The 26,722-nt window shown below is 63.4% G+C and carries 21 protein-coding genes; 11 read left to right on the top strand and 10 right to left on the bottom strand.

From position 1 onward, the window contains the following. Window positions 1–12 precede the first annotated feature (12 nt). Window positions 13–543: an ASCH domain-containing protein gene (locus AB4Y71_RS01440; RefSeq protein ID WP_441717424.1), complete on the top strand. Its 531-nt coding sequence runs from the start codon at window positions 13–15 to the stop codon at window positions 541–543. A gap of 329 nt (window positions 544–872) precedes the next feature. Here the strand turns inward: AB4Y71_RS01440 and AB4Y71_RS01445 are convergent, their stop codons facing one another. Continuing rightward, window positions 873–1,619: an aspartate/glutamate racemase family protein gene (locus tag AB4Y71_RS01445; RefSeq protein ID WP_441717426.1), complete on the bottom strand. Its 747-nt coding sequence runs from the start codon at window positions 1,617–1,619 to the stop codon at window positions 873–875. A 9-nt stretch (window positions 1,620–1,628) separates the two neighbouring features. Beyond that, window positions 1,629–3,158 carry an NCS1 family nucleobase:cation symporter-1 gene (locus AB4Y71_RS01450; RefSeq protein WP_441717427.1) on the bottom strand — a complete coding sequence of 510 codons (1,530 nt, stop codon included), beginning with the start codon at window positions 3,156–3,158 and terminating at the stop codon, window positions 1,629–1,631. 632 nt (window positions 3,159–3,790) lie between these two features. Here AB4Y71_RS01450 and AB4Y71_RS01455 point away from each other — a divergent pair. The 5 genes from AB4Y71_RS01455 (at window position 3,791) to AB4Y71_RS01475 (ending at window position 9,583) form a co-directional block, all read left to right on the top strand. Further along, complete coding sequence (locus AB4Y71_RS01455) at window positions 3,791–4,582, top strand: hydroxypyruvate isomerase family protein (protein WP_441717429.1); 792 nt, start codon at window positions 3,791–3,793, stop codon at window positions 4,580–4,582. Between the two features lie 33 nt (window positions 4,583–4,615). Continuing rightward, window positions 4,616–5,515, top strand: a complete 900-nt coding sequence (locus tag AB4Y71_RS01460) for a 2-hydroxy-3-oxopropionate reductase (RefSeq protein ID WP_441717431.1) — start codon at window positions 4,616–4,618, stop codon at window positions 5,513–5,515. Window positions 5,516–5,785: 270 nt separating this feature from the next. Next, entirely contained in the window at window positions 5,786–7,579 is a 1,794-nt protein-coding gene (gcl, locus tag AB4Y71_RS01465; RefSeq protein WP_441680429.1) for a glyoxylate carboligase, read from the top strand. Between the two features lie 150 nt (window positions 7,580–7,729). Further along, window positions 7,730–9,112: an allantoinase AllB gene (gene allB, locus AB4Y71_RS01470; protein ID WP_441717433.1), complete on the top strand. Its 1,383-nt coding sequence runs from the start codon at window positions 7,730–7,732 to the stop codon at window positions 9,110–9,112. A 174-nt stretch (window positions 9,113–9,286) separates the two neighbouring features. Further along, the gene (locus AB4Y71_RS01475) at window positions 9,287–9,583 is read left to right on the top strand and encodes an antibiotic biosynthesis monooxygenase family protein (RefSeq protein WP_102599260.1); all 297 of its coding nucleotides are present in this window, start codon (window positions 9,287–9,289) and stop codon (window positions 9,581–9,583) included. Window positions 9,584–9,653: 70 nt separating this feature from the next. On the opposite strand, the gene AB4Y71_RS01480 is transcribed toward AB4Y71_RS01475, so the two are convergent. The 5 genes from AB4Y71_RS01480 to AB4Y71_RS01500 form a co-directional block, all read right to left on the bottom strand. After that, the gene (locus AB4Y71_RS01480) at window positions 9,654–11,051 is read right to left on the bottom strand and encodes an MFS transporter (RefSeq protein WP_441717435.1); all 1,398 of its coding nucleotides are present in this window, start codon (window positions 11,049–11,051) and stop codon (window positions 9,654–9,656) included. Further along, on the bottom strand, window positions 11,048–11,482 hold the full coding sequence (locus AB4Y71_RS01485; protein ID WP_441717437.1) for a MarR family winged helix-turn-helix transcriptional regulator: 435 nt from the start codon (window positions 11,480–11,482) through the stop codon (window positions 11,048–11,050). Before AB4Y71_RS01485 ends, AB4Y71_RS01480 begins: the two co-directional genes overlap by 4 nt. A 157-nt stretch (window positions 11,483–11,639) precedes the next feature. Next, the gene (locus AB4Y71_RS01490) at window positions 11,640–12,017 is read right to left on the bottom strand and encodes a universal stress protein (RefSeq protein WP_441717439.1); all 378 of its coding nucleotides are present in this window, start codon (window positions 12,015–12,017) and stop codon (window positions 11,640–11,642) included. A 27-nt stretch (window positions 12,018–12,044) separates the two neighbouring features. Continuing rightward, on the bottom strand, window positions 12,045–14,213 hold the full coding sequence (locus tag AB4Y71_RS01495) for a tripartite tricarboxylate transporter permease (protein ID WP_441717441.1): 2,169 nt from the start codon (window positions 14,211–14,213) through the stop codon (window positions 12,045–12,047). Between the two features lie 10 nt (window positions 14,214–14,223). Continuing rightward, a complete protein-coding gene (locus tag AB4Y71_RS01500; RefSeq protein ID WP_441717442.1) occupies window positions 14,224–16,509 on the bottom strand; it encodes a PrpF domain-containing protein in 2,286 nt (761 codons plus the stop codon). A gap of 279 nt (window positions 16,510–16,788) precedes the next feature. Between AB4Y71_RS01500 and AB4Y71_RS01505 the strand changes: the two genes are divergently transcribed. From AB4Y71_RS01505 to AB4Y71_RS01520, 4 genes are all read left to right on the top strand, one after another. After that, on the top strand, window positions 16,789–17,694 hold the full coding sequence (locus tag AB4Y71_RS01505; RefSeq protein WP_441717443.1) for a LysR family transcriptional regulator: 906 nt from the start codon (window positions 16,789–16,791) through the stop codon (window positions 17,692–17,694). A gap of 220 nt (window positions 17,695–17,914) precedes the next feature. Next, complete coding sequence (locus AB4Y71_RS01510; RefSeq protein ID WP_441717445.1) at window positions 17,915–18,538, top strand: cyclodeaminase/cyclohydrolase family protein; 624 nt, start codon at window positions 17,915–17,917, stop codon at window positions 18,536–18,538. Further along, window positions 18,535–19,422 (top strand): bifunctional 5,10-methylenetetrahydrofolate dehydrogenase/5,10-methenyltetrahydrofolate cyclohydrolase, encoded by an 888-nt coding sequence (locus AB4Y71_RS01515; protein ID WP_441717447.1) that lies wholly within the window; start codon window positions 18,535–18,537, stop codon window positions 19,420–19,422. Before AB4Y71_RS01510 ends, AB4Y71_RS01515 begins: the two co-directional genes overlap by 4 nt. 79 nt (window positions 19,423–19,501) lie before the next feature. Beyond that, entirely contained in the window at window positions 19,502–19,675 is a 174-nt protein-coding gene (locus AB4Y71_RS01520) for a hypothetical protein (protein ID WP_441717449.1), read from the top strand. Window positions 19,676–20,310: 635 nt separating this feature from the next. On the opposite strand, the gene AB4Y71_RS01525 is transcribed toward AB4Y71_RS01520, so the two are convergent. From AB4Y71_RS01525 to AB4Y71_RS01535, 3 genes are read right to left on the bottom strand one after another with little or no spacing between them, the layout of a single operon-like run. Beyond that, window positions 20,311–22,830, bottom strand: a complete 2,520-nt coding sequence (locus AB4Y71_RS01525) for a GcvT family protein (protein WP_441717451.1) — start codon at window positions 22,828–22,830, stop codon at window positions 20,311–20,313. Window positions 22,831–22,871: 41 nt separating this feature from the next. Next, a complete protein-coding gene (locus AB4Y71_RS01530) occupies window positions 22,872–24,260 on the bottom strand; it encodes a flavin reductase family protein (protein WP_441717453.1) in 1,389 nt (462 codons plus the stop codon). Then, on the bottom strand, window positions 24,257–25,561 hold the full coding sequence (locus AB4Y71_RS01535) for an aromatic ring-hydroxylating oxygenase subunit alpha (protein WP_441717455.1): 1,305 nt from the start codon (window positions 25,559–25,561) through the stop codon (window positions 24,257–24,259). The genes AB4Y71_RS01530 and AB4Y71_RS01535 overlap by 4 nt, the downstream gene beginning before the upstream one ends. 157 nt (window positions 25,562–25,718) lie before the next feature. On the opposite strand from AB4Y71_RS01535, the gene AB4Y71_RS01540 reads away from it, so the two are divergent. Beyond that, window positions 25,719–26,654, top strand: a complete 936-nt coding sequence (locus AB4Y71_RS01540) for a LysR family transcriptional regulator (protein ID WP_441717457.1) — start codon at window positions 25,719–25,721, stop codon at window positions 26,652–26,654. Window positions 26,655–26,722 lie beyond the last annotated feature (68 nt).

Here is a 26,722-nt window from a genome sequence, read left to right on the forward strand (position 1 = left end):
TAGGATCAAGCCATGACTGAAAACTCCGTTGCAGAATTGCCGCCGGTTAACGCTGAAGCCTCGCAAGAGATGTGGGCGGAGTATCTAGCCAGCGCGGGCATTGCAACGGACCAGGAGCCGTTCCATGTTGCAGAGTCCTTCGGTGATAACCCTGCGCTTGCCGATGAGCTGTTGCATGAAATGCTTTACGGAACCAAGCGTGCCACCTCGTCTTTAGCCAGTGACTATGCCTTCTATAACGAGCGTGTCCCGCAGGTTGGCGACCACTGCATCGTCTGCGATGGAAAAGGTCAGCCCCGAATGATCTTCCGCGTGCTTTCCGTGGAACGATCTTCCTTCTTTGACGTTGATGCGGACTTCGCCGCGGCCGAGGGCGAGGGTGATCAGTCACTGGAGCACTGGCGTCGTGAACACGACAAGTTCTGGCGTCGAACCCAGAAATCAATCGGTATTGATTGGACTCCCGAAGAAACGACGAAGCCCGGTGGGGAACTGATCAAGGAACGATTCGAAATTTGCTGGCCACCATCCTTCGCTGACTAAAGCCACACGCTTCACTGCTCAGCCGAGTTGCAAGAGCGGTAAACGATCGAAGCGTTCTTGATTCACGGGGAGGCCGGACCGGTTGTCTGCCCAACATCCGGAGCTGAACAAGGGAACCTGGACCCCGGCAGCCCAACGAAGCTTGCTGGTGGAATTCCTTTCCTGGTGCGTGCAGCAAATTTTGAAAACAACTTCAGACGAAAGAAACCCCGATGCCGAAGCATCGGGGTTTCTCATGTCATCACTCGCACCTTCATGAGGTACTTACAACTCTAAGTCGGCAGGCTGTGGTTCCACTTAGCTGTAACTGCTGTTTAGCTTGGCATCAGCTAGCGGGCAGCCAGACTCGCCGACTCAACAGATATCGGCCAGCCAGTGACCTTCTTGGGACGTGGGGGAGCGTAGGTGCGGACCTTGGAAGTGCTCAGTCCCAGGCGCACCAGGGACTCGGCGATGGTCACCGCGGCGCGCACCCCGTCGACGATCGGCACGCCGGTGGCCGCCTTGACCTGTTCTTCGAGCTCGGCCATGCCACCGCACCCCAAGCAGATGACTTCGGCCTTGTCTTGTTCCACCGCCTGCTTGGACTGCTCGACAATGGCGGCGACCGCACGCTGCGGATCGGATTCCAGCTCCAGCACGCCCAGGCCGCTGGCACGCACCGAGGCCAGTCGATCGGTCAGCCCGGCGAGCTTCAGCCGGTCTTCGATCAGCGGCACCGTGCGATCCAGCGTGGTGACCACCGAATACTTGTGACCGAGGAACTGGGCGGTGGAAGCGGCCGCTTCGGTGATGTCTACGACGGGGACATCGAGCAGTTCCTGCAGCCCTTCGCGCCCGTGCTCGCCGTATCCGGCTTGGATGACTGCGTCAAACGGCTCGCGGTAGCTCATCACCTTGTCCATCACGGCCATGGCCGCCAGGTAGCTCTCGAAGTTGCCCTCGCAGGAGTCGGCCCCGAAATCCGGGGTCAGTTCCACGATTTCGGTGCCCGGGGACGCGGCTTGGCGGGCCGAGTCGCCGATGGCGCGGGTCATTGATTCGGTGGTGTTGACATTCAAAATAAGAATTCGCATGATGCCGTCCTAGTGGGTTGGTGTCACGGCGATCGGCTCGCCATCGATGTCGGCCAGGTCGTGCTGGCGCTTGGCCAGCGCCAGGTAGGCTAAGGCGCCCGCGGCGGATCCGAGGAACCAGGCGAAGGGACCGACCACGTGCATGGCTGGGACGAAGGCCAGCAGCAGCGCGATGACCGAGCTGATGGCCAGAGCAATCACGGCGCGGTAGTTCACGCCGCGGGTGAAGTAGTAGGTGCCCTTGGCATCCGAGCGGTACAGGTCCATGACGTTGATCCGGGCCTTGCGGATCAGCCAGTAGTCGGCCATGATGATCCCGAACAGCGGGCCGAGCAGCGCGCCCAGGCCGCCCAGGAAGTAATTGATGATTTCCGGCGAGTTGTAGAGGTTCCAAGGCAAGATGACCAAGCCGATGGTACCGGAGATCAAAGCGGCCCCGCGGAAGTCCAGCTTCTTCGGGAACAGGTTGGTCAACGCGTAGGTCGGTGCAACGAAGTTGGCCATCAGGTTCACCGCGATGGTCAGCACCAGCAGTGCGGCCGAAGCCAACAGCAGCAGGACGGTATTCGGGATTGCCCCGACAACATCGGACGGCGAGGTGATGACCTGGCCGTTGATGGAGAACTGCGTTCCGGTCAGGACCACGACGATGGCTCCGAAGAAAAGCATATTCAGCGGGATGCCGAAGAAGTTGCCCTTGACGATGGCCTGCTTGGTAGCGGCACCGCGGGTGAAGTCGCAGAAGTTCAGCACGAAGGTGCCGTAGATGGAGACCCAGAGGGCAGCGGCGCCGAACATGGCGGTCCACATTTCGATGCCGGACTTCGGCACCCCGGTGCTCATGGACACGTTGAAGCCGGATTCGAAGAGCATCCAGATGGCCAGGGACAGGAAGGTCACCAGAATGACCGGACCGGCGAAGGCCTCGTACTTGCGGATCATTTCCATGCCGTAGCTGACAATCACCAGCTGGATGGCCCACAGGGCCACGAAGCAGAACCAGCCGAGGGTATTGAGGCCCAGGAAGCTGGTCAGCTCAAGGCTCGCGGCTCCCGGCGCAACCGCGATCACCATGACCGAGAGCACTTGCGCTGCCAGATAAGTCTGGATGCCGAACCAGGCAATGGCCACCGCTCCGCGCAGCAAGGCCGGGATCTGGGCGCCGGTAATGCCAAAGGCGATACGGCTCATTACGGGGAAGGGCACCCCGGTCTTCTCGCCCATGAAGCCGGATAGATTCAGCAGGGCGAAGAGCAGCACCGCACCGATGCCCAGAGCACCGAGGATCTGCCAGCCGGTCATGCCCAGGGCGAAGAGGCCGATGGCGAATGCGTAATTTCCCAGTGAATGCACGTCATTGGCCCACAGCGTAAAGATGCTGTAGGCGTTCCAGGTGCGTCCCTTGCGGGTAGCCGGCGCCAAGTCCTTGTTGTAGAGCGAAGCGCTCAGCTCGAAGGGGTTGGCCTGGTCGATTGCTTTGGGGGTCTTTTGAGGTGCGGCCTGCGAAACGGGCAGCATCTCGGGGGTTGCCTGCGGCATGTTGACGTCCTTGTCAAAGAGTCACTGATTCGCTTCCGGACATGGCGATGCCGTAGTGGGAATTCGGGGTGACGGAATTTGGGTTAGTGAGACGTTCTGTTCCCGGGCGCGAAGGCGCTGGACCGGGACATGGCCCGCTTAAGGGTAAATTGGCTGCCCGAAATTGACATAGAACTCTGCCGGCGAACCAAGCAAGGGCATGGCTGGCCGAGGCAGTCGAACTGCGTGCCGCGCGGGGCGCATGAGGCACTGTGGTGAAAGGATGGCTGCTCCTGAGCTAAAGGGGGCACTCCGAGATATTTGCCAGGTGAGTAGCCACCACTGTATGCGGTGCATCACATTATCGCAATAGAATATGCGATTTTCACCCAGCGATATTTTTTGGGTAGAGATTTTATGAAGCAGATGACGGAAAACCTGCGCAATGTGGCGTGCTTGTGGCGGACTTTGCTATGGCGCCGAGAAGGAAGAAGCGATGGAATTCATGGGCGGAAGGGCTGGTATCCAAGCTTGAGTGAAGGGGGGTTGAAATACCTTGACAGTGATTGGCGTCTCGTCCTAGAGTTTTCGTAAAGCAAAAGTGGACTTCCATAAAGCGGAATACTTGGAAGCTGTTTTCGAAGGGAAAGCCAGTGCCATACACTCTGAACTGCTCGATCCTGCTCACCGAGCTGCCATTGCTGCAGCGCGCACAAGCCGCCAAGCAGGCGGGATTCGACAGCGTTGAATTCTGGTGGCCATTTAGCGAAGCGGCACCAAGCGACAAGCAGGTCGACGATTTCGTTGCCTCCCTCAAGAACGCCGGCGTCCAGCTCGACGGCTTGAACTTCTTCGCCGGCGACATGCCGGCAGGGGACAGGGGCCTTGTCTCCTGGATTGGGCGCGAAGCGGAATTCAAGGCAAATATCGACGTGGTTGTGGCCATCGCCCAGGCCACCGGATGCAAAGCCTTCAACGCCCTATACGGGAATCGCATCGACGGCGCCAGCCCGGCCGCCCAAGACGAACTGGCCCTGGAAAACCTGGTCGCGGCAGCGCAGGGCGTCGCCGAGGTCGGCGGCACGGTGCTCATTGAGCCGGTTTCTGGCACCGAGGCCTATCCGCTGAAAACCGCGGCCCAGGCCTTGGAAGTCATCAACACGGTCAAGGCGCAGGGTGCGGCAAATATCGCACTGCTGGCCGACTTCTACCACCTGGCGGTCAACGGCGATGATGTCCCTGCGGTCATCGAAGCGCACGCCAAGGACTTCAGGCATATACAGATTGCCGACGCGCCAGGCCGCGGAGCCCCGGGAACCGGCAACTTGCCGCTGCAGCAGTGGATCAGCCGCTCGATGGAACTGGGCTACACCGGCAAGGTGGCCCTGGAGTACAAGCAGGATGCGGCTACCGCCTTCAACTGGCTGGCCACCGCCAACGCCTAACCGCCTACCCCACTACAGATTTTGGAGAATCACATGTCGCAGAACATCGCCTTCATCGGACTGGGCATTATGGGCCTGCCGATGGCCAAGAACTTGATCAACGCCGGCTACAACGTCACTGGCTACAACCGCAGCGACAAGGCGGGCAACGAGCTGGCCGCCGCTGGCGGAACCAAGGCCGCTTCCATCGCCGAAGCCGTGGCCGACGCGGATGCGATCATCACGATGGTCCCGGATTCCCCTGATGTCCAAGCTGTCGCTCTCGGCTCGGACGGCGTTTTCGCGAACGCGAAGCCCGGCGCGCTATGGATCGACAACTCCTCGATCCGCCCCGACGTGGCCGTCGAACTGGCCGCCACGGCCCGCGATGCCGGGCTGCGCCCGCTGGATGCCCCGGTCTCCGGCGGCGAAGCCGGAGCCATCGAGGGCATGCTGTCCATCATGGTCGGCGGCGAGCCAGCGGACTTCGAAGAGGCCAAGCCGGTGCTCGAAGCGGTGGGCAAGACCATCGTGCTGGTCGGGCCTTCAGGCTCCGGGCAGACCGTCAAAGCGGCCAACCAGCTGATCGTCGCGGCCAACATCCAAGCCCTGTCCGAAGCTGTAGTCTTCCTCGAAGCCTATGGCGTGGACACCGACGCGGCCATCAAGGTGCTCGGCGGGGGACTGGCCGGCTCCAAGGTCCTGGACCAGAAGGCCCAGAAGATCCTGGACCGCGAATTCGCCCCGGGCTTCCGACTGGCCCTGCACAACAAGGATATGGGCATCGTGACCTCCGCGGCCCGCGAAGCCGGGGTTGTGTTGCCGCTAGGCGCACTGGTCGCGCAGCTGGTCACCTCCACTGTAGCCAGCGGCGACGGGGCGCTGGACCACTCCGGACTATTCCGCGGCGTGCAGCGCCTGGCCGGAAAGATCGACGTACCGGTCCCCGCCTAGAACCACCCAATCTTCCTGCGGCGGGAACAACGAGGTAACCCGCTTCTTCAGCTGGCGGCTGCGCACTTATCGGTTGCAGCACGACGCGTTCTGGCCCTTGGTACACGGCAAGAGTCCGGAGCGCCGCACCCGACGCGCAATGGGCTTTGTTCCAGTTCATCGCCGGCAGCTGGTGCTCAAGGAAGCGGTGTTGTGGTGACTCATGCACCTTGGCTTCCCGCCGCAGGTATCTTTTCTTTCTCCCACTCTTGCTCCAAAGGATGTATTCCCATGCCTAAAATGCGCGCAATCGACGCCGTCGTGCAGATCCTGGCCAAGGAAGGCGCCACCGAGGCGTTCGGCCTGCCAGGCGCTGCCATCAACCCGCTGTATTCGGCCATGAAGGCCCACGGCGGAATCCGCCACACCCTGCACCGCCACGTCGAGGGTGCCAGCCATGCCGCCGACGGCTACTCGCGGGCCACCGGCAAGATCGGCCTGTGTCTTGGCACCTCCGGCCCGGCCGGCACCGACATGATCACCGGGCTGTATGCCGCGATCGCCGACTCCATTCCAATGCTGTGCATCACCGGGCAGGCTCCGACCAATGTGCTGCACAAGGAAGATTTCCAGGCAGTGGACATCGAGTCCATCGCCAAGCCGGTCACCAAATACGCCTCCACCATCTTGGAGCCGGGACTGGTTCCGGGCACCTTCGCCAAGGCCTTCCAGATCATGCGCTCGGGCCGGCCCGGCCCGGCACTGCTCGATTTGCCGATCAACGTGCAGATGGCCGAAATCGACTTCGACATCGACGCCTACGAGCCATTGCCGGTCCAGCAGCCGGCGGCCACCCGGGGCCAGGCCGAGAAGATCGTGGACTTGCTCCTTTCGGGAGCAAAGCCGATCATCATCGCTGGCGGCGGCATTATCAACGCCAACGCCAGTGGGCAATTGGTTGCATTGGCCGAAGAGTTGAACATCCCGGTTTCCCCGACCCTGATGGGTTGGGGTTCCATCCCTGATGACCACCGCCTGCAGTCGGGCATGGTGGGCATCCAGACCCATACCAAGTACGGCAACGCGACATTCTTGGAATCGGATGTGGTGCTGGGCCTGGGCAACCGCTGGGCCAACCGCCACACCGGAGATCTGGCCACCTACCGCGCGGGACGCAAGTTCATCCACGTGGACATCGAAGGCACGCAGATCGGCCGTGTGTTCTCCCCGGATCTGGGGATCACCTCGGATGCCGGGGCCGCCATCGACGCCATCTTGGAGGTCGTGCGCGAGCGCAAGGCCGCCGGCACCCTGCCCGACTATTCGGCGTGGGCCGATGAGTGCACCGCACGCAAGTCCACCGGGCACCGCAAGACCAACTTCGAGAACATCCCGATCAAGCCGCAGCGCGTCTACCAGGAAATGAACGCCGCTTTCGGACAGGACACCACCTACGTGTCCACCATCGGGTTGAGCCAGATCGCCGGCGCGCAGATGCTGCATGTCTACAAGCCGCGCAACTGGATCAATGCCGGGCAGGCCGGCCCGCTGGGCTGGACCGGACCGGCGGCCCTGGGCGTGGTGCGTGGCAAGCCCGGGGAAAAGGTCGTGGCCCTCTCCGGCGACTACGACTTCCAGTTCATGATCGAGGAGCTGGCCGTCGGCGCGCAGTTCAAGCTGCCGTACGTGCACGTGGTGGTCAACAATTCCTATTTGGGCTTGATCCGCCAGTCGCAGCGCGCCTTCGAGATGGACTACCACGTCTCCCTGGGATTCGATAACATCAACTCCCCGGAAACCAAGGGCTACGGCGTGGATCATGTGAAGGTCGCCGAAGGCTTGGGCTGCAAGGCCGTGCGCATCGAGGATCCGAGCCAGCTCGCTGCCGGATTCGCGCAGGCCAACGCGCTGGCCGAGCAGCATCAGGTGCCGGTCGTGGTGGAAGTGATCCTGGAAAAGGTCACCAACATTGCCATGGGTGCGCAACTGGACGCCGTCAATGAATTCGAAGACCTGGCTTTGGAGCCTGGCGATGCGCCTACCGCGTTGATGCCGATGGCCGCCTCAGCTACCGTGGGTGCGTGAAAGGGCAGTCGTCGCTGACCTGCAACCCGTAAACTTGGCGCGGGGCACCGGTTCACCAATTCGGGTGTGCCCCGCGCCACAGCAATCTGCGTTTGGCCTAGAGCTGCCAAGCCCCCAGAACACTTAGCTATTAACGAGTAGGAACACCGCATGAGCATCAACGAAGCTGTTGGCCACACATCGACCGAAGCCATCACCGAAACCGTCTATGACCTGGTGCTGCGCGGCCAGCAAGTGCTGGCGGGGCAGGCCATCGCCCCGCGCGAAATCGGCGTGCGCAACGGCAAGATCCTGGCCGTTGAGCCCTACGGCACCGGATTGGCCGGTGCCCGCGTGATCGAAATGGCAGCCGACGAGGTGCTGCTCCCCGGACTCGTTGATACCCATGTGCACGTGAACGAGCCGGGACGAACCGAGTGGGAAGGCTTCGAGTCGGCCACCAAGGCCGCGGCCGCCGGTGGCGTGACCACCATTGTGGACATGCCGCTGAATTCCATCCCGCCCACGGTGAACCTCGAAGCGCTGGAGATCAAGCGCGCAGCCGCGTCGAAGAACGCCTATGTCAACGTAGGCTTCTGGGGAGGCGCCATTCCAGGGAACAAGAGCGATCTGCGCGAGCTGCACGAGGCAGGGGTCTTCGGTTTCAAATGCTTCCTGCTGCACTCCGGGGTGGACGAATTCCCTTCACTGGGCGTTGACGAGATGGAAGAGGACATGGCCGAACTGGCCTCCTTCGACTCGCTGATGATCGTGCACGCCGAGGACGCCGAGATCATCGACAGCTCGCCCCAGCCGGTGGGAGGCAAATACACCGGCTTCCTGGATTCGCGCCCGCGCGATGCCGAGAACACCGCCATCGCCCAGGTCATCGAGCGCGCCCGCGCCACCGGGGTGCGCGCGCACGTGCTGCACCTGTCCAGTTCGGATGCGCTTGAAATGATCCGCGAGGCGAAAGCCGAGGGCGTGAAACTCACTGTGGAAACTTGCCCGCACTACTTGACCTTGCTGGCGGAGGAAATCCCCGACGGCGCCACGGCCTTCAAATGCTGCCCGCCGATCCGCGAGAACGACAACCGCGAGCTGCTCTGGAAGGGCCTGGAAGAAGGTGTCATCGACTGCATCGTCTCGGATCACTCGCCATCGACCATCGACCTGAAAGACGTGGAGAACGGCGACTTCGGCGTGGCTTGGGGCGGGGTGGCATCGCTGCAGCTGGGCCTGCCGCTGATCTGGAGCGAGGCGAAGCAGCGCGGATTGAAGCTGGAACAGGTTGTGCAGTGGATGGGTGCGAATCCCTCCAAGCTCGCCGGCCTGAGCGCCAAGGGCAGCATCGAGGAGGGCAAGGATGCGGACTTCGCGGTCTTCGCCCCGGAGGACAGCTTCGAGGTGGACGTCCAGAGCCTGCACCACAAGAACCCGATCTCCCCGTACCAGGGCAAGACCCTGCACGGCGTGGTGCGCCGTTCGATCATTGCCGGCAATGATGTGGACTTCCAAGCGCCGAACGGGAAGCTGATCTGCCGCGAGAGCTAGCAGGCCACCGGCAGGTAATCAGCGCAACAGCCAATGGTTCTTTGCCGGTGCCAGCGGCCGATGAGCTTGTGCGTGGCGATGGCCGTCATGAATTCCAGGAGCGTCCTTGGCCCGGGCGTAGGCTGGGATACGGGGGTTTCGGGCAGAACGAAGCCCCGTCACGAAAGGTTGAATATGTCGATTGTCGTCATCAATGCCCTGTCGGTTCCCGGCGACGCCGGACCGGAACTGGAAAAGCGCTTCGCCGCACGCAAGCATTCGGTGGATTCCTCGCCGGGCTTCGAGGGATTCAAGCTGTTGCGCCCGGTCAACGGCGGAGACAAGTACTTTGTCTACACGCAGTGGGCAACGCGCGAGGACTTCGAGAACTGGCGTGAGCAGCGCGCCGATGCGGCCCATTCCGGCGCCGCAGGCCAGAAGCCGGTCGCGTCCGGGGCTGAGCTCTTGGAATTCGAGATCGTCGAGCTCTAGGCATTTCGAAATCGGGAAAACGCCTCGTTGCCATCACGGCACCGAGGCGTTTGCTGCATCCAGGGCTTTCCTACCTGTTCTTCCTCAACCGGCGTCGTGCCGAATCGGCCAGCAACGCCGCTCCGAGGACGATGCAAAGCAGGGCGCCGAGCAGGAAGGTCATGTTGATGCCTTCGGGGCTGGCTTCGCCAAGGAGTCCGGGGTGGGTGGCGATGATGGCGGCGGCAATCGCAGTGCCGAAGGATGAACCCACGGTACGCAGCACCTGGTTGAAACTCACGGAGCTGCCGAGTTCCTGGGCTGCCACGCTGCGGGCAATCAATGCCGGCATGGCCGCATAGCTGGCGCCCATGCCGATGCCGAAGACCAGCATGCTCAGCAGGATCTCCCAGAGCGCCGAGTGCAGCAACCAGAGCATGGTGCCGGCAGCTGCCATGATGATCGCTCCAATGGGAAGCATGGCCTGGATGCCTACGCGCTTTGCCACTAACCGCACCGTGCGGTTGGCGGCCAAGCTGCCTGCCGAGAGCGGGAAGATGACAAAGCCGGCCCAGAAGACCGGGAGGCTCAGCCCGTAACTTGTCGCGGCATCTGCTTGGGCCACCAGAGACGAGACGGACATGGCAATATACAGTGCCGCGCCCAAGGCGATGGCCGAGATATTGGCCAAGAGGACCTCGCCCTGCTTCAGCGTGCGAAGGTTGATCAAAGGGTGGTCAAGGCGGATTTCCATCCGTACCCAGAGGACCAGGACGATGATGGAAAAGACGCCCAGCGCAAGGGTGAGGAGAGATGACCAGCCCCATTTGGGACCCTCGGATATGGTCAGTAGCAGGGAAGCGAGCCCAAGGGCCAGCAAGCCGGAACCGGCGTAGTCGAAAGGCCGCTTCTCTGCGAGGGTGTCGGGACCCGCGGGAACTACTTTCCACACCACGATAATGGTGGCCAGCACGAATGCTGCGCCGAACCAGAAGGCGTACGAGTAGTCGAAAATTCCGGCGATGATGCCGGTCAGCGGGTAGCCGATGCCGATTCCGGAGGCCACCGTGACCGACAGGGTGGATATGGTGTTCTGCACGTGCTCGGCCGCTACATAGCGGCGGGCGATGGCGATGGTGACAGGAACAATGCCGTAGGACAGTCCCTGGAGCACGCGACCGGCAAGAAACACGCCAAAGGTTGGTGCGCAGGCCGCCATGACCGAGCCGAGGAACATGACCGCCAGCGAGACCAGGAGCAGCCGCTTCTTGTGCGGACCATCGCTGAGGCGTCCCATGATGGGAGTCGCCACGGCTCCGGCCAGCAGGTTCACGGTGAGCATCCACTGGGCGGCGGCAATATCGACGCTGAACCGCTGGGAAATCGAGGGGACCAGCAGCATGCCCAGCGAGGAGACGATGGCCGTGGCCAACGCTGCAAAGACCAAGGTGGGCACCAGCGGGTTTCGGTTGGTTGCGGTGCTCTTCATGGGCGGACCGCCGTAGTGATTTTCTTGAGCACGGGCAAGGCGGCGCGGATCAAGGAGAGCTCCTCGTTGCTCAGGTTCTCGCCTATGGCTTGCATCAACGCCGTCTGGCCAAGCTGGATTTCGTGATCCAATTTTTGCCGGCCTGCGTCGGTGAGCTGGAACCAGAGCTTGCGGCGGTCGGCTTCATCCCGGTGCCGCTGGATCAGCCCGAGCGATTCGAGTTCCTTGGTGGTCAGCGAGATGGCCTGCTGGCTGACTCCGATGGCCTGCCGCAGCCCGGTGGCGCTGGCCTGGCCTTCGGTGGCCAGGGTGTTGAGGATCTCCAGTTTGCCCGGGGAAATGGATCGTGCCGCGCGCATCAGGTTCAGCAACGGCGAGAGCGCCTCGAGCATCTGCTGGGGAAGGTCTGCGGGTTCGGGCTCAATTTCCATAGCTACACAATACAATTAACTTGTACAAGTGTCTTGTGGAATATTCGTGAGACTGGGCACCACCGCTGGATCCAAGACGCAAAAGGCAGCCCCCGCCCGCATCTGGTGGCGATGCGGGCGGGGGCTGTCTTGCTTTCCTGCTTTGTGCGGGCAGCGCCTAGTCCTTGGCCTTGACCGCCAGTACCGGGCAGTCCGCTTCGATCAGGATGCGCTGCGCGATGCTTCCCATGAGCAACTTCCCCACGCGGGAGCGCTTGCGCAGCCCAAGCACGATCAGCGACACCGCGTGTTCCTGCTCGGCCTGGAGCACGAAGTCGGCCGCGTCGTGGACCGTCTGGGTGGGAGGCAGAATCCGCACCGGAACGCCGAAATCCATCAGCGTGTCCAGATCGATGCCCAGCTGGTCATCGGTGAGCGGGCCTTTTTCGAGGTTTGCCACCAGCAGGGAGTCTTGGGACTTGTGGGCCTCGGCCAGGCCCCGCCGGATGGCGGCTCGGCCGGACTCGGTATCGCTATAGCAAGCCAGGATTGCCATGTATTTCTCCTTTTCGACAGCGTGTTCCTAGATCCATGAGGTCAGTATCCCCTGCGGGAGGTCGATCGGCAGCAGGGAAGGCAGGGCCAGCATGAGAATGAAGAACACAATGGTGTAGATGATCGTGGTCTTGATCTTCGCCCGGGCTACCAGCAGCAAGAACGCCGGAATGAAGATCGAGATGGCTGCCAGGTAGCCGACCAGCCCGGTCAGCACCAGGAACCCGGCCATCCATCCAAAGGTGCGGAAGGCGAAGGATGCATCCTGCGTCCAGCCCGCGCCCCAGCCGAATCTGCCGATCCTGCCTGGAGCGCGATGGCCGCCGGCGGCGGAACCGCCATTTCCGGCAGCATCTGGCGTTGCGGTTTCGCCGACGGCAGCGTGCTTGGCCGAACCCGAGCCGGAGGCCCCCGTGGCCAGCGCCAGCGCCGGGCTTGGCGCGGTGGCGTAGACCGTGGCATGTACCGAGATCCGGCGCATCGAGGCCAGGGCGAGCCTGCGCGAATGGAGCTCCTGGAGCAGCAGGACGACCGTCATGATGACGCCGATCCAGCCGACAAGCTGAGGTACCAGTCGGGCATCCGGGGAGTATTCTGCGGAGAGCACCAGTGAACTGGCGAAGATGACCAGCAGCGCGGCGGAGGTCACCAGTGACCAGATGGAATTCTTCAGCGGTGCCTCGTCATCCGGTGCGCTTTCGGACTTCGGATCGTCGTCCGAGTTGAGCTTGCGGCGGGCACGGAACCACTTGAAGGCATTCCAGAGGATTGGCAGGACCAGGATGGCGATGAACACCAAGGTGCCCGGGCGCAGCATCCATTCGAAGCCTTCGTAGAGGCTGTCGGTCAGGAAGTAGTAGCGCTCCAGCGGGATGGCCAGCACGAAGCCGATCAGGAACGGTGCGCGCGGGAAGCCGGTGGACTTCAGCAGCCATCCGGCCACACCAAGCAGCACCATGATCCACAGGTCGCCGATCTGCCCGCCGTCCTGGAAGGAGCCGAGCAGCATCACGACAACCAGGCCGGCCGCCAGCACCGCGAAGGGAACCTTGGTCAGCGAGGACAGCGGGCGCACGGTCAGGAAGCAGAATAGCGCGCCGAGAACCGAAGCGATCGCGAAGGACCAGATGATCAGGTACATCAGGTCCAGGTGCTCGTTGATGATGCTCGGGCCCGGCTGGATGCCGTAGGTCAGCAGCATGCCAAGCAGCATGGCCGAGGGTACGCCGCCGGGGATGCCGAACAGGAAGGTCGGGATCAGGTCGCCGGCTTCCACCGAGTTGTTGGCGCTTTCCGGGCCGACGATGCCTCGCGGATCGCCCTTGCCGAATTTGGTCTTGTCCTTCGCGGTGGCAACGGCCTGTCCGTAGGCCAGCCAGGTGCCAGCGGTGGCGCCAACCCCGGGCAGGATCCCGGCCCAGATGCCGATGATGCCGCCGCGCAGTACCTGGCTCCAGTGGGTCAGCCATTCACGGATGCCCGAACCCCAGCCGCCATCGACCTTGACCTGCTGCTTGTCGCCGCGGCGCTGGCTGGCGCGGGAGGCGATCTCGGCCAGGCCGAAGACGCCCAGGGCCACTGCGACCAGGGAGAGCCCATCACCGAGGAACAGCGAACCGAAGGTGAAGCGCTCTTCGGCGGTGGTGGGGGAGGTGCCGATCATGCCGACCATCAGGCCGAGCACGCCGGCGGTGAGGCCCTTGATGACATTTCCGCGGGAGAGTACGGCGGCCAGGGCCACGCCGAGCACGGTGAGCATGAACAGCTCCGGGCTGGCGAAGGAAAGGACCAGCGGGCGGGCCAGCGGGATGGCCAGGGTCAGGCCGATGGCGCCGATCACGCCGCCTGCCATGGAGGACAGGAAGGCCAGGCTCAGTGCCCGTTTCGCCTGCCCCTTTTTGGCCATGGAGTAGCCGTCGAGCATCGTCACCGATGCCGAGGCGGAACCCGGGGCGCCCAGGAGCACCGCGGAGACGGTATCCGAGGTGTGGACCACGGCCAGCGCGCCGATCAGCATGGCCAGCGCGGGGGCCGGCTCCATGCCGAAGGTGATCGGCAGCAAGATGGCTACGGCGGCGGTGCCGCCCAGGCCGGGGATGAGTCCCATGACCAGGCCGGCGACCACGCCGACGAGCAGCATCAGCAGCAAGCCGGGGTCCGTCAGCGAAGCCAATGCGGACATTGCGGAATCTAGCATTGTTCGCTCCTTAGTTGATTTCTATCTTGTAGGAGTCCTTGAGCAGGCTGGTGACGTAGCTCTTGGTCTCCTCGCTGACGGTGTAGGCTTCCTTGATCCGTTGGGAAAGCTGTTCGTCGGCAACTACCGGGTAGCCGCCGAGCACCGCTTCGGCCCGTTCGTTGAACTCTTCGTTCTGCGAGAGCTCGTGCGCCGATTCGCGCAGCAGCTGGACCGCTTCTTCGGGCGCATCCTTCGGTGCCCACAGGCCCTTCTGGTAGGTATAGGTCAGGCCCAGCAGCGTCCGGTAGGCTTCGAGCTTCGGCCCCTCGGGCTTCGTGCCGTGGATCTGCTCATAGGCCTCGATCACGGTCGGGACCTCCGGGAAGTTCGGATCCCGGACGATTCCGCCTTGGCCGTCCAGCTGCCCGAAGGACATCAGTATCTTCGCCGAGCCGTCCTCGGCGATGGGGCGCACCGCCGAGTCGTAGGACGAGGTGGTGGTGTAGTCGAGGTCGACTTCGCCGCGCTGCAGCGCCAAGTTCACCGGGCCGCGGCCTTCGAAGCCGAAGGTCGAGGTCACGTCGGCATCCAGCAGATCGAAGGCCACCAGGGTGGTCAGATCCAGGCCGGTTGCCGCGATCCCGCCGAAGACCAGCGGCTTCTTGCGGTCCACCAGGTCCTTGACGTCCTTCAGCCCGGCATCGGTGCGTCCGTAGATCACGCCGCCGGTGCCGTTGACCATGATCGGTTCCAGCTTGTCGAAGGAATACTTGACCACGTCGCGATCCAGTACCCACGGCACCACCGTGGTGGCGGTGCTGACCAGCAGTTCGGTTCCGTCGTCGTTAGCGGATGCCGCGAAGCGGTTGCTGCCGGTGATTCCCTCGCCGCCGGACTCGTTGGTCGGGGCGAAACCCGGGACGCCGGGAATCTCGTGGATCAGTTCCTGGCCGATGAAGCGGGCCCAGGTATCGGTGCCGCCGCCTTCGGCCAGCGGGATGACCAGTTGCAGTGTTTCCCCGGCGTAGTCGCCATCGGTGGTGGTCGCCGGAGGGTTCAGCAGTCCGCCGCCAACCAGCGTTGCGCCCAGGCCCAAGGCCGCGAAGATCGCCACGGAGGCGAAAACGGTTCGGCGCTTGTGCGGCGGCGGATCATCGAGCAACTGCGCGGATTCGGTGGCGAGCACCGGTTCGCCAGCCAGCAATGCGGTGGCCTGCGCCTCGGGGTGGGTGACCGGGTCGAAGCTCAGCTGCGCCTCGGCCAGCTCACGGGCGGTACGGGTGGTGCCCACCGCGGTCCTGCCTTCGATCTGGCGCTGCCAGGTCCGGATCTGCCCGGCAGGGGTCTGCATGCACAGGACCTCGCCTGGTTCCGTGGAGAGCAGATTGGCGACAGCTGTACCCGGCTGGCGCGCGGCCATGGTCAGCCCAACGCTGCCGGTGATAGCCAAAGCCGGGTGCGGCGCTCCCATGGAGAGCATCATGACCCTGAAATTTTCCTCGTCCCCCTGGCCCGGAGATTGCACGATGGCCAGCTTCGGGATGGCCCGTTGCGCGGCTTCGGCGCTGCCGGCCAGGCCCATGGCCACGGCGCCGGCCCGGCGGATCCGCTCCAGACGTTCGGACTCGGCCAGCGCCTGGGTCGGCCAGTCGGAGAAGTCCGCGGCATCCAGACCTGCCTGGGCGGCGGTGATGATGACCAGGGGAGCTCCGGCATCGAGCAGCGTGGCCTCGGCCTCGAACCCCGGGTGCGTAGCGTTGCCGGCAACCTGCAGGGTGCTGAGCGGCTCGCTGGCTGGGAAGAGCTGGCCGGTGGTGCCGCCGGCCGGATCGAGGAAGCCGATCTCCACTGCTTGACCCGGGAAAGGGACCCCGGGAATGAACTCGGCGGATTGCGTTCCGTCCAGGTTCATGCGCTCGATGAGCAACTGCCCGGTGTTGGTATTGCGGATGCGCACAGTGGCCTGGCCGTCATCGGCGTGGACCCATCCGTGCTTGAGCGCGTAGGGAGCGATGACTGCCGAGCAGTTTCCGCAGTTGCTGCCCCAATCCACCACGGCTTGTTCGATGCCCACCTGAGCGAAGGTGTAGTCGACGTCGACGCCGGGTTCCTCGCTGGGGCTGAGGATGACAGCCTTGCTCGTCGTCGAGCTGCCGCCGCCGACACCATCGATTTGGCGCGGGTCGGGGGAGCCGAAGAGGCGCAGCAGCACCTCGTCGGTGGTGAAGCCTGGGACTTCGAGCGCACTTCGCTCGAAGACCCAGCATTTGCTGGTACCCCCGCGCATCCAGGTGGCCTTAACCGTGTGTTTCATTGGACGGACCTAATCTATCGAGAACGTAGCGCCTGCGTTAGATGTGACGCCGGGCACTTATGCCTGTATCGATAATGAGACAGTCGACACTTAATTAGTAGTTACCCTTAGTTCAATAAATTGAAGCTTTGCTTAATTCAGCATTGTTGCTAGGAGGAAAAGCGTGTCAGACAGGTGATTTCTTCACGGCAGAGCCGTGCGTTTCGTCCAAACATCCGCAGGAATCCAGCAAATGTGCGCTTGATGAAATATAGTGAAGTTCTACTGCAAGGAGGATCCATGCTCGATGCAAAGAGATTGCAAATATTGCTCTCCGTCGTCGAAGGGGGTTCGGTCACCGCGGCTGCCGATGAGCTGTTCTACACCCCGTCGGGGGTTTCGCAGCAGCTGCGCAAGCTCGAAGAGGAAGTGGGGCAGCCGTTGCTCCAGCGCCATGCCCGTGGCATGGTGCCCACGGATGCTGGCCACGTCCTAGCTGGCCATGCCCGCGCCATCTTGCAGCAAATGGACGCAGCCATGGCGGACCTGGATCAGCTGGCCGGCCTGAAAAGCGGAAGCCTGAGCCTGGGCACTTTCCCTACGCTGGGCAGCTCGTTCATTCCGCTGGTCATCAGCCGCTTCCGCAAGATGTACCCGTCCATCAAGCTTGACGTGCGTAGTACCCGACTGAGCGAACTCATTGGACTGCTCGCCAAGGGCGAGATTTCGATGGGCCTACTGTGGGAATACGAATGGATGCGGCTCAAACGTGACGATTTCGAGCTGACCACTCTGTTCACCGAGCCCACGGTGCTCGTGGTTGGGGCCGAGCATCCGCTGGCGCAGCTCGAAGAAGTGGATGTGGTGGCCACTGCCCATGAGCAGTGGATCGTCCGCGCCAACGAGCACCCGGTTGCCGAGCTGCTGGAACGCACCTGCAATGCGGCGGGATTTTCCCCGAAGATCTCCTTCCAGGCTAACGACTACCAGGAAGCCCAGGCAATGGTTTCAGTGGGGCTGGGCATCGCCTTGGCCCCGAAATCCGCGGTGGTGAACCATCATCCGGGGGTCAAGGTCCTCTCCCTGGGAGAAGCTGCGGCTTCGCGTAGCGTGCTGCTGGCCCAGCGCCGTGACCGGGTGCGTGCTCCGGCGGAAAATGCCTTCCAGACGCTGCTCGTCGATATGGGCAAGACCTGGATCGACTAGCCGCAATACTGGTCGTTGCGCCAGTGGGTCCGCGGAGTGCCCCAGGTCCAAAAAACCCTTGACCCGAGTTCGGGAGGTGCTCTAGGCTTCAAGATAACCTGATATACCAGTCGGATACCAAGGGGGTTCGATGGCCCGGACCTGAGTCCTGCGCGCCATGAAATCCCGCCGAAGGGTGCAGGGATCAACTGCCACGTGTCCCGAGCGAGGGGAAACCCCATTGATCTCCAATGAAACCGTCTTCAGCTATCTCCAGCGGCTTGCCTCAGGCGCCCCGACGCCGGGAGGAGGCGCGGCCGCAGGATTGCATGCGGCGCAGGCCGCGGCCCTGATCTCCATGGTTGCAGAATTCACCTCCGGGCCACGATACGAGGCGGTCCGGGAGCAAGCCCAGCAGATTGCCAAGCAAGCCAAGCAGATGATGCAGCAGGGACTTTTCGCTGCCGAAGAGGACGAGCGGCTGTTCGGCGCCTTGGGCGCTGCGTACAAGCTGCCCAAGGACGGCGCAGAGCAGAAGTCGCTGCGCAGTGCGGCGATCCAAGACGCCACCATCGCCGCGGCGACGCCACTGGTTACCACCGTCGAGGCCTCGATTGAGGTGATCGATTTGGGCCAGCGGCTGTTGCCCATTGGCAACCGTTCAGTGCTCAGCGACGTGGCGGCCGCTGCCGAAGCCGCGCGGGCGGCCCTGGCCACCGCGCTGGCCACCTTGGAAATGAACATTGGCGCTATCAACGATTTTGCCCAGCGGGACCGGCTGGTGCAGGTGGCCAACCGGGCCAGCGAGGCAATCGCCCGCGCTGAAGAGCTCAGCGCTAGCGCCCGGACGGTGGTGGCCGCATGACGGCAAGGGACCTGTCTGGAGCGCCAGTGGCCGAAGCGATCCGCCACCGCACCGCAGAACTGGTGATGCGCTTGGCCGACGCCGGGTCCACCGTCCGGGTCGCGGTAGTGGTGGCCACTGACAACGAGGCCACCGCCTGGTATGTGCGCTCCATCGGGCGTGCCGCCGCGCAATTGGGGGTGGAGTGTCAGGTGGTGGACCTGGCCGGTGCAACGCACCAGCAGCTGGCCGATATGATCACCGCATTGAACGAAGATACCTCGGTGCACGGCATCATCTTGCAGACCCCCTTGCCGCCAGCGGTGGATGCGGCGGCGCTGGTGGCGCTGATCGATACGGCCAAGGATGTCGACGGGGCGAACCCGCTGAGCCTGGGCCGGCTCAGCGTCGGCCAGCCGGCCTTTGCACCGGCTACCGCGCGATCGGTCATCGAGATCTTGGAGCACTACCGGATTCCGCTGTCCGGGCAGCATGTCGCAGTGGTAGGGCGCTCGGCGGTAGTAGGCAAGCCGCTGGCCCAGCTGTTGCTGCAGCGTGATGCTACGGTGAGCATCTGCCACTCCAAGACCGCCGATCTGGGACGAATCACCAAGTCCGCCTCGGTGATCGTGATGGCCGTGGGCAAGGCGGACCTGCTCACTGCCAATGAGGCTGGGGAAACTTCCGTGGTGATCGATGTCGGAACCAATGTCAATGCCGAAGGCAAGCTGGTGGGGGATGTCCATGCGGCCTCGGTGCGCCCGCTGGTGCGGGCCCTCAGCCCGGTCCCCGGCGGAGTCGGCACGGTCACCACGGCGTTGTTGGTTCTTCATGCGGCGCAGGCTGCGGAGGCAAGTCTGCAGCTGGCCCCGGCGAAGGGAGCGCAGATGGCCGGACGCCGGTAGCTGGCTGGCCGGCGTTCCGGGATCCGCGGCAGGCAAGCCAGCATGCAGCGGGGGCCGGGAGGGCGGAACCGCAATTGCCATGGCGAAGCGATTCATGGGCACGGTGCATGCCGACGGGGAACAAGAAATGGGATCTGCCGCCGGTTCGATGCAGCCGTGCCGCCGCCGCATCATCGATAGGAGTGTCGATGATGCGGCGGCTTTCTGCGTTGCAGCCATCGGCAAGATCCTGCCCAGGCAGGCAGCTGGTTGATCGTGCAGGTGTTCCCGCACTGAACATGCACACCCTGTTTATGCGTCCAGCTGGGCCGCAGTTTGTTCTCGCGTATGGCGCTGGACTTGGAGACCGGAAGCGGCCTGGCTCGCTGCTACCGCGGTCAGGCGATCCTTTGCTAAACCCGATTTCGGCGAGGGCCTGCAGTAGATCCTCTGCAAGGAATGCTGTCGAGAGAGCAACCTGCTGTGGATCGCCGAGGCCTGATTCTGCGCGGCCTGCCATGAGCAGACCCGGCGCGTTCGGACCTTCTGGAAAGTGCAACTTCAAGGACTGCAATGCTTCGATGGTTATTTCGCGGCTGACGCCGTCTTCCAGGAGCTGGGCGAATCGATCGCGCAGTTCCGTAGTGTCGATACTCCGTAGCGTTAGTCCGCAGTCGGCGGAAGGTTTTAATTTCCTGAACATGCCCACATAGTTCGGCGCTAGTTGCCGCAAGGAAACGACAGCACCTGGCATCGGGAATCTCCTGAGTACTTCAACACGGAATGCGCACGGCGAACCTCTGGACGCAGTGCGATTCCTGTACCTATATATAGGGATGCGCGCACGCAAAAGGAGGCCGGGCAGCTGTCCACATTGAACAGCTGCCCGGCCTCCGTGGCTGGCTTGGACTAGCTGGCCGAGGTGGCCAGCGTCAAACCGCGCAGGCGGTCCATTTGCGGATCGTACAGCGGATCATCAACCACGGTGGCGGCGATTGGCTTGCCGAAGTACTCGATCTGAACCGAGTCGCCGGTTTCAACAGTGATTGGCAACCACGCGTAAGCGATCGGCTTGCGAACCGTGTAGCCGTAGGCGGCGCTGGTAACGTAGCCGGCAGGCTTGCCCTCGACGTACACAGGTTCCTTGCCCAGGACCACTGAGACCCCGTCATCAACGGTCAGGCAGCGCAGGCGCTTGGTAGCCGCCGCAGCGCGCTCGGCCAGGGTGGACTTGCCCACGAAGTCCACGCTCTTGGCGGCCTTGACCGCAAACCCCAGGCCGGCCTGCTCGGGTTCGTGCTCGCTGGTCATGTCGGTGCCGAAGGAGCGGAAGCCCTTCTCCAGGCGCATGGAGTTGAAGGCCTCGCGGCCGCCGGCAATGATGCCCTGCTCCTGCCCTGCCTCGAAGAGCACGTCCCAGAGCTTGGCGCTGACATCAGCCGATGCGTAGAGCTCCCAGCCGAACTCGCCCACATAGGACAGGCGCATGGCGGTGACCGGGATTCCGGCAATGGAGATCTGCTTGGTGCGGAAGTACTTCAGGCCCTCATTGCTCATGTCGTCCGCGGACACCTTGGCCATGACCTCGGGAGCCAATGGGCCCCAAAGCCCGATGCAGGAAGTGCCGGCGGTGATATCGCGCACCGACACCCACTGGCCCGGATTGGCCGCGTTGAACTTCTTGGCCTCGCGGTTCAGGTAGGCAACATCCACATTCGAGTTGATGCCGGCCTGGTAGACCTCGTCGGAGAGCCGGGCCACGGTGATGTCGCTGGTGATGCCGCCGGCGGCGTCGAGCAGCAGCGTGTAGCTGACCATGCCCGGGGCGCGCAGCATGTTGGCGGTGGTCAAGCCCTGGAGCATTTCGCCGGCTCCCGGTCCGGTGACCTCGACGCGCTTGAGCGGGGTCATGTCGAACATGGCCACCGCGGTGCGGGTCTTCCAAGCTTCCACTGCCGCGATCGGCGAGTGGAACTTGTTTGACCAGCTATCGCGTTCCGGTGCGGCCCATTCTTCGGGCAGCGACTCGAGCAGCGCGGCGTTGGCTTCGTACCAGTGCGGGCGTTCCCAGCCGGTGCCTTCGAGGAAGAAAGCGCCGAGTTCTTGCTGGCGGGAGTAGAACGGGGAGGTGCGCACGGCGCGCGGCTTGGTGCGTGGCTCCAGCGGGTGGCGGACGTCGTAGATTTCCACGAAGTTCTGCTGCGAGGTTTCGCTGACGTACTCCTTGGTGGTCTGCACGTCCTCGAAGCGGTTCAGGTCGCAGTCGGACAGATCGGTTTTGGAAGTGCCGGTGAGGATCAGTTCGGCCACGGCCTTGGCAATGCCCGGCGCGTGGGTGACCCAGACGGCCTCCGCGGCGTAGAAGCCGTCGACTTCCTTGGACTGGCCGACCAGCGAGCCGCCGTCCGGGGTGAAGGAGAAGATGCCGTTGAAGCCGCGCTGGATCTGGGTGTTACGCAGATCCGGGAGCAGTTCCTGGGTGGCTTCCCATTCGGCGGCGAAGTCCTCCGGAGTGAATTCCAGCGAGGATGGCATGCGCTCGTGGGTGATCTCTTCCGGGCGGTAGGTCTTGAGGGTGTCCAGATCGACCGGCATCGGGCGGTGCGCGTAGGAGCCGATGCCGATGCGGTCACCCCATTCGCGGTAGTAGAGGTCGCGGTCCTGGTAGCGCAGAATCGGGCGGCTGGCGCCGTTGGGCAGCTCGTTCACACCGGCGAGCGTTGGAGCCGGGGTGGTCCAGACGAACTGGTGGCCCAGTGGCAGCAGCGGGATGGAAGTGCCGACCATTTCGCCGATCTTCGGGCCCCAGAAGCCGGCGCAGGAAACCACGATATCGGCTTCGAAGCGCTCTTCGCCGCAGATCACCGCGGTGACCTTGCCACCGGATTGCTCGATGTCGGTGACGATGGTGCGGTCGCGGAATTCCACGCCCGCGGCCTTGGCGCGTTCCATGACCAGCGCGGTGCCCTTGGCGGCCAAGGCCAGGCCGTCGCCCGGGGTGTACAGGCCGCCTAGGACCTTGCCTTCGGCGAGCATCGGGAACTTCTTGAGGCACGCCTCGGCATCGATGACCTCGGCCTCGACCCCGTAGGAGCGGTTCCAGCCGGCACGGCGGTGCAGGTCGGCCAGGCGGTCCTCGGCGGTGGCGATTTCCAGTCCGCCCACCGGCAGGAAGGAGCTGGTGCCGTCGGCACCGATCAGGGAGCTGAGCTTCTTGATGGTGTACTGGGCGAACTCCGTCATCGACTTGGAGGAGTTGGAGGAGTACACCAGGCCCGGAGCATGCGAGGTGGAGCCGCCGGGAATGTTCAGTGGCCCTTGCTCGATGACCAGGGTATTGGTGTGGCCCAGCAGGGCCAGTTCGTCGGCCAGGTTGGCGCCGACGATGCCGGCGCCGATGATGATGACCCGAGGGGAAGCGGGGGACATGGTGACTCCTTTTAATACTGGGTGGCTATGGGGGGCGACGGCTAGGCGTCGATGACCAGATCTGATTGGGCGGTGGAACAGCAGGGCAGGAATTTCCCGGCCGTGATTTCACGGGCGCGGATGCCGCCCTGGTGGTTCATATTCACTTCGCCGGAAAGCTTGACGACCTTGCACGAGCCGCACATTCCTTCCTGGCAGTTGGCGGCGATGCGCACTCCGGCCTGTTTGGCCGCACCCAGGATCTTTTCGTCGGGGTTGATCTTGACGTTGAGCCCGGTGCGCACAAAGCTCATGGTGATGCTGCCTTCACCCACGGTTTGGTAACCGGAGGTATCCGGCGGCAGGTGCTCGCCGGCCGGTTCGGGTGGCGGGATCGGAGCATCGGCGGGTACCGCGATCAGCTCCTGGCCCACGGCCTCGATGGTGCCGGTTTCGTCGTACTCCGGTTCGTACATGCCCAATTCCGGCGGCTGGCTCTCGTAGAACTCCTCCACCGACTCGGCCACTTCCTCGGCGATGGACTCGGCGAGCACGATTTCCTGCTGGTATTCCAGCAGGGTCTTGCGGTCGCCCGAGAAGAACTCCATGAATACCGAGGTATCATCCACGCCGACCTGGCGCAGCAGCTCGGTGGCGGAGTTCAGGTAGCCTTCCGGCCCGCAGGCGAAGACCTTGCGGCCGTTGGCATCCGGGGCGACGTCGTCGATCATCTGCGCCGAGAGCCGGCCGGTGTAGCCCTTCCAGCTCTTGGGCTTTTCGCGGTCGCCCAGCGAGTAGTAGACCTTGATCCGGGTATCGACCTTGGAGATGTATTCCAGTTCCTGCCAGAAGGGGAAGTCCCCGGGCACGGTGCCGTGGCAGAGCACGATCACGTCGGCCTGGCCCGGCAGCGAGTGGATGGTGCGCACCATGGACATGATCGGGGTGATCCCGGCGCCGGCGGAAAGGAACAGGTAGCGGGCGCGGCGGTCCGAGTCGCCCAAATGGAAGGCGCCGACCGGTCCGAGCATATCCAGCACCATGCCCGGGCGCAGGTTCTCATGAGCCCAGTTGGATACCAGGCCCTTGGGGTCGCGCTTGATGCTGACGTTGAAGGTCCACGGCACGGTCGGAGCCGAGGAGATCGAGTAGCTGCGGTCCACCGTCTCTTCGCCCTCGCCGTAGACCGGGAAGGCGATGTTCAGGTACTGCCCGGCGCGGAAGGCCAGGGGCGCTCCGTCGAGGCGGCGGAAGACGAAGGTCATCAGCCCGCCGGCTTCCTCGATGTTCTGCACGCACTCGGCCAAGAATTCCTGCGGGTGCCATGGACCCAGAGCCTTGGCGGCGTTCGCCGGCTGCTCGGTGCTGCGCAGCACCCGGTTCCATGGCATTTCCAGCCCGCGGATGCGCTGCGCGGTGGAGGTGCCTACGACGATTGTGCCTTTGTTCATGCCAGGTGCTCCAGCACGCGCTGGGTGTACCAGTTGATGAAGGCCTCGACCTGGTATTCGCTCTTCATGTACGGGCCCTGCTGGTAGGCGGGGCTGCCGGCGCCGGTTTGGCACAGCTCGACAAAGGCCTTGTCCTGCAGGTTGGTCTGCTTCCAGGTGTAGGTCAGCTTTTCCAGATCGTAGTCCTGGCCTTCCACCGCGTCATCGGCCACCAGCCAGGTGGTGCGCACCAGGGTCTGGTGTTCGTTGATCGGGTAGACGGCGAAGGTGATCACATGGTCGGACTGGAAGTGGAACCAGGAGTTGGGCTGCAGGTGCATGGAGCAGCGGCCCAGGCGGAAGTCGCGCAGATCGCCGAGCAGCTTCTTGGACAGGCGCCGTCCGTCGGCGGAGAAGGATTCGCCGTCGCCGTCCAGGGATTCGCGGGAGATGCGGATGCCGGCGATGCGGGTGTCCAGCTCCTCGACGACCTCGTAGGGCAGTGAGTAGCGGCGGCAGCGTTCTTCCAGTGCCGACTGCGCGTTCTTGTTGCGCTCCCAGACCTCTTCGAGGTGCGGCGGGACCAGCTCGTCGGTCAGGCCCCAGGTGGGGAACAGCGAGCAGGCCAGTTCCGGGTGGCCGTCGCAGTGGTAGCACTCGCGGTTGTTCTCCATCACGAGCTTCCAGTTGCCTTCTTCGATGATGTCCTGCTGGTAGGCGACCTTGGCGCTGCCAAGGTCATGCGGGGCCAGGTATGGCTCGAAGATCTTCGAGACCTCGTCGAAGTCGGTGGGTGGCTCGGCGGCGATGGAGACGAAGATCAGCCCGGCGACAATGCGGCCGTGGGCGCGCTTGAGGGCGAAGCAGTTCTTGTCGAAGTCGATTTCGCCTGGCGATGAGGCGTGGATCAAATCGCCTTCGGGCGAGTAGGTCCAGGAGTGGTAGCCGCAGACCAGGTTGCCGGTGCTGCCCGAATTTTCGGTCAGCACCCGGGCGCCGCGGTGGCGGCAGACGTTGTGCAGGACGTTGACTCCGCCGTCGTCGTTGCGCAGGACGATCAGCGAGTGCGGCCCGTAGTCCAAGGTGACGTAGTCGCCTGGCTCTGGAACTTCGGCCACGCTGGCGGCGAAGAGCCAGTGGGTGCCGAAGATGGCTTCCATCTCCACCTTGAAGATGGATGGGTCGGTGTAGAACGGTGCTTCCAGGGAGTAGCCCTTGCGCCGGTTCTGGAAAAGTTCGGTAATCTCGGCGAGCTGTTGGTCCTGAACTGTCGAAGAGAGTTTGCCGCGTGTGCTCCGCGCGGCACTTACCGAAGCAGTCATCTGTTACTCCTAGAAACACAGCGCCGAGGCGCTTTTTGAGATGTGGTTAGGCGGTGAACTGGATCACCAGGGTGATCAACCGCATGCATCGAGACTAGGAAGAATTAGTGTCCATGAAAAGCGCAAGATTTTGGATGTAATCATGCAGAATAATTGCATGATCGATCCACGCATCAGCACCCTCAGGGTCTTCTCTTCCACCGGCAATGTAGCGCGAACCGCGGAACTGACCGGCTATTCACCTTCGGCGGTCTCGGCACAGCTGCGCGAACTGCAACGCACCCTCGGTATCGAGCTGCTGGTCAAGGACGGACGCGGGGTGCGGCTGACCGCCACCGGCCGACATTTTGTGGCGGGGCTGGACTCGATTGTGACGCAGTGGGAGCTGCTGATGGCCTCCTCCCGCACTGCCTCCGGGCAGCTGCAGTCGAGCTTCGGCCTGGGCGGTTTTTCCACCGCCGCGGCCGAGCTGCTCGCCCCGCTGGCCGCGAAGCTGCGCACCAGCCGGCCGGAGATGAAAGTGCGCCTGGTCGAGGCCCAGCCCCAGCGCTGCCTGAACCTGCTGCTCTCCGAGCGCATCGACCTGGCGGTGATCGTGGCCAGCCAGTCGCAGACCGGCACCCTGGTGCAGGCCCGCTTCGAGCAGACGGTGCTGCTTGATGATCCGCTGGATGTGGTGCTGCCGGCCGACCATCGCCTGGCGATGAACAAGTCGGTGTCCCTGGAGCAGCTGGCCGAGGACCCGTGGATCACCGAATCCGAGCAGTCGGTGTACCGCGCGCTGTTTGTCGCCGCCTTCACCTCGCTGGGCGTGACCCCGCATATCGCCCATGAGGCGGTGGAGTGGGAAACCATGATCGCCTTCATCGGCGCCGGGCTCGGGGTCGGGCTGCTGCCGCGGCTGGCCACCTTGGGCAATGTGGACAATGTGGTGCGCCGCCGCATCACCGGCGTGGCCAAGCCTTCACGCCGCATTGTCGCGGTGACCCGCAAGGGCTCGCTGGGTTCTCCGATGATCGAGGAATCCTTGAAAATCTTGCAGGACACCGCCAAGGGGATTATTTCCCAGCGCTCCGCCGAAGAACTGGACTGATAGACCCGGCAGGACTCACGACATCTTCGGTTGATTACCCGCCCGGGCTATTGACATGGCTCACACTC

It is taken from the genome of Glutamicibacter sp. MCAF14, assembly GCF_052114325.1.
Taxonomy (GTDB): Bacteria; Actinomycetota; Actinomycetes; order Actinomycetales; family Micrococcaceae; genus Glutamicibacter; species Glutamicibacter arilaitensis.

Coding starts and splice junctions, on each gene's coding strand:
- AB4Y71_RS01525 (WP_441717451.1), bottom strand. CDS start 22,830: ATGTCCCCCGCTTCCCCTCGGGTCATCATCATCGGCGCCGGCATCGTC.
- gcl (WP_441680429.1), top strand. CDS start 5,786: ATGCCTAAAATGCGCGCAATCGACGCCGTCGTGCAGATCCTGGCCAAG.
- AB4Y71_RS01535 (WP_441717455.1), bottom strand. CDS start 25,561: ATGACTGCTTCGGTAAGTGCCGCGCGGAGCACACGCGGCAAACTCTCT.
- allB (WP_441717433.1), top strand. CDS start 7,730: ATGAGCATCAACGAAGCTGTTGGCCACACATCGACCGAAGCCATCACC.
- AB4Y71_RS01530 (WP_441717453.1), bottom strand. CDS start 24,260: ATGAACAAAGGCACAATCGTCGTAGGCACCTCCACCGCGCAGCGCATC.
- AB4Y71_RS01515 (WP_441717447.1), top strand. CDS start 18,535: ATGACGGCAAGGGACCTGTCTGGAGCGCCAGTGGCCGAAGCGATCCGC.
- AB4Y71_RS01445 (WP_441717426.1), bottom strand. CDS start 1,619: ATGCGAATTCTTATTTTGAATGTCAACACCACCGAATCAATGACCCGC.
- AB4Y71_RS01495 (WP_441717441.1), bottom strand. CDS start 14,213: ATGCTAGATTCCGCAATGTCCGCATTGGCTTCGCTGACGGACCCCGGC.
- AB4Y71_RS01485 (WP_441717437.1), bottom strand. CDS start 11,482: ATGGAAATTGAGCCCGAACCCGCAGACCTTCCCCAGCAGATGCTCGAG.
- AB4Y71_RS01450 (WP_441717427.1), bottom strand. CDS start 3,158: ATGCCGCAGGCAACCCCCGAGATGCTGCCCGTTTCGCAGGCCGCACCT.
- AB4Y71_RS01460 (WP_441717431.1), top strand. CDS start 4,616: ATGTCGCAGAACATCGCCTTCATCGGACTGGGCATTATGGGCCTGCCG.
- AB4Y71_RS01480 (WP_441717435.1), bottom strand. CDS start 11,051: ATGAAGAGCACCGCAACCAACCGAAACCCGCTGGTGCCCACCTTGGTC.
- AB4Y71_RS01540 (WP_441717457.1), top strand. CDS start 25,719: ATGATCGATCCACGCATCAGCACCCTCAGGGTCTTCTCTTCCACCGGC.
- AB4Y71_RS01440 (WP_441717424.1), top strand. CDS start 13: ATGACTGAAAACTCCGTTGCAGAATTGCCGCCGGTTAACGCTGAAGCC.
- AB4Y71_RS01500 (WP_441717442.1), bottom strand. CDS start 16,509: ATGAAACACACGGTTAAGGCCACCTGGATGCGCGGGGGTACCAGCAAA.
- AB4Y71_RS01475 (WP_102599260.1), top strand. CDS start 9,287: ATGTCGATTGTCGTCATCAATGCCCTGTCGGTTCCCGGCGACGCCGGA.
- AB4Y71_RS01520 (WP_441717449.1), top strand. CDS start 19,502: ATGGCGAAGCGATTCATGGGCACGGTGCATGCCGACGGGGAACAAGAA.
- AB4Y71_RS01490 (WP_441717439.1), bottom strand. CDS start 12,017: ATGGCAATCCTGGCTTGCTATAGCGATACCGAGTCCGGCCGAGCCGCC.
- AB4Y71_RS01505 (WP_441717443.1), top strand. CDS start 16,789: ATGCTCGATGCAAAGAGATTGCAAATATTGCTCTCCGTCGTCGAAGGG.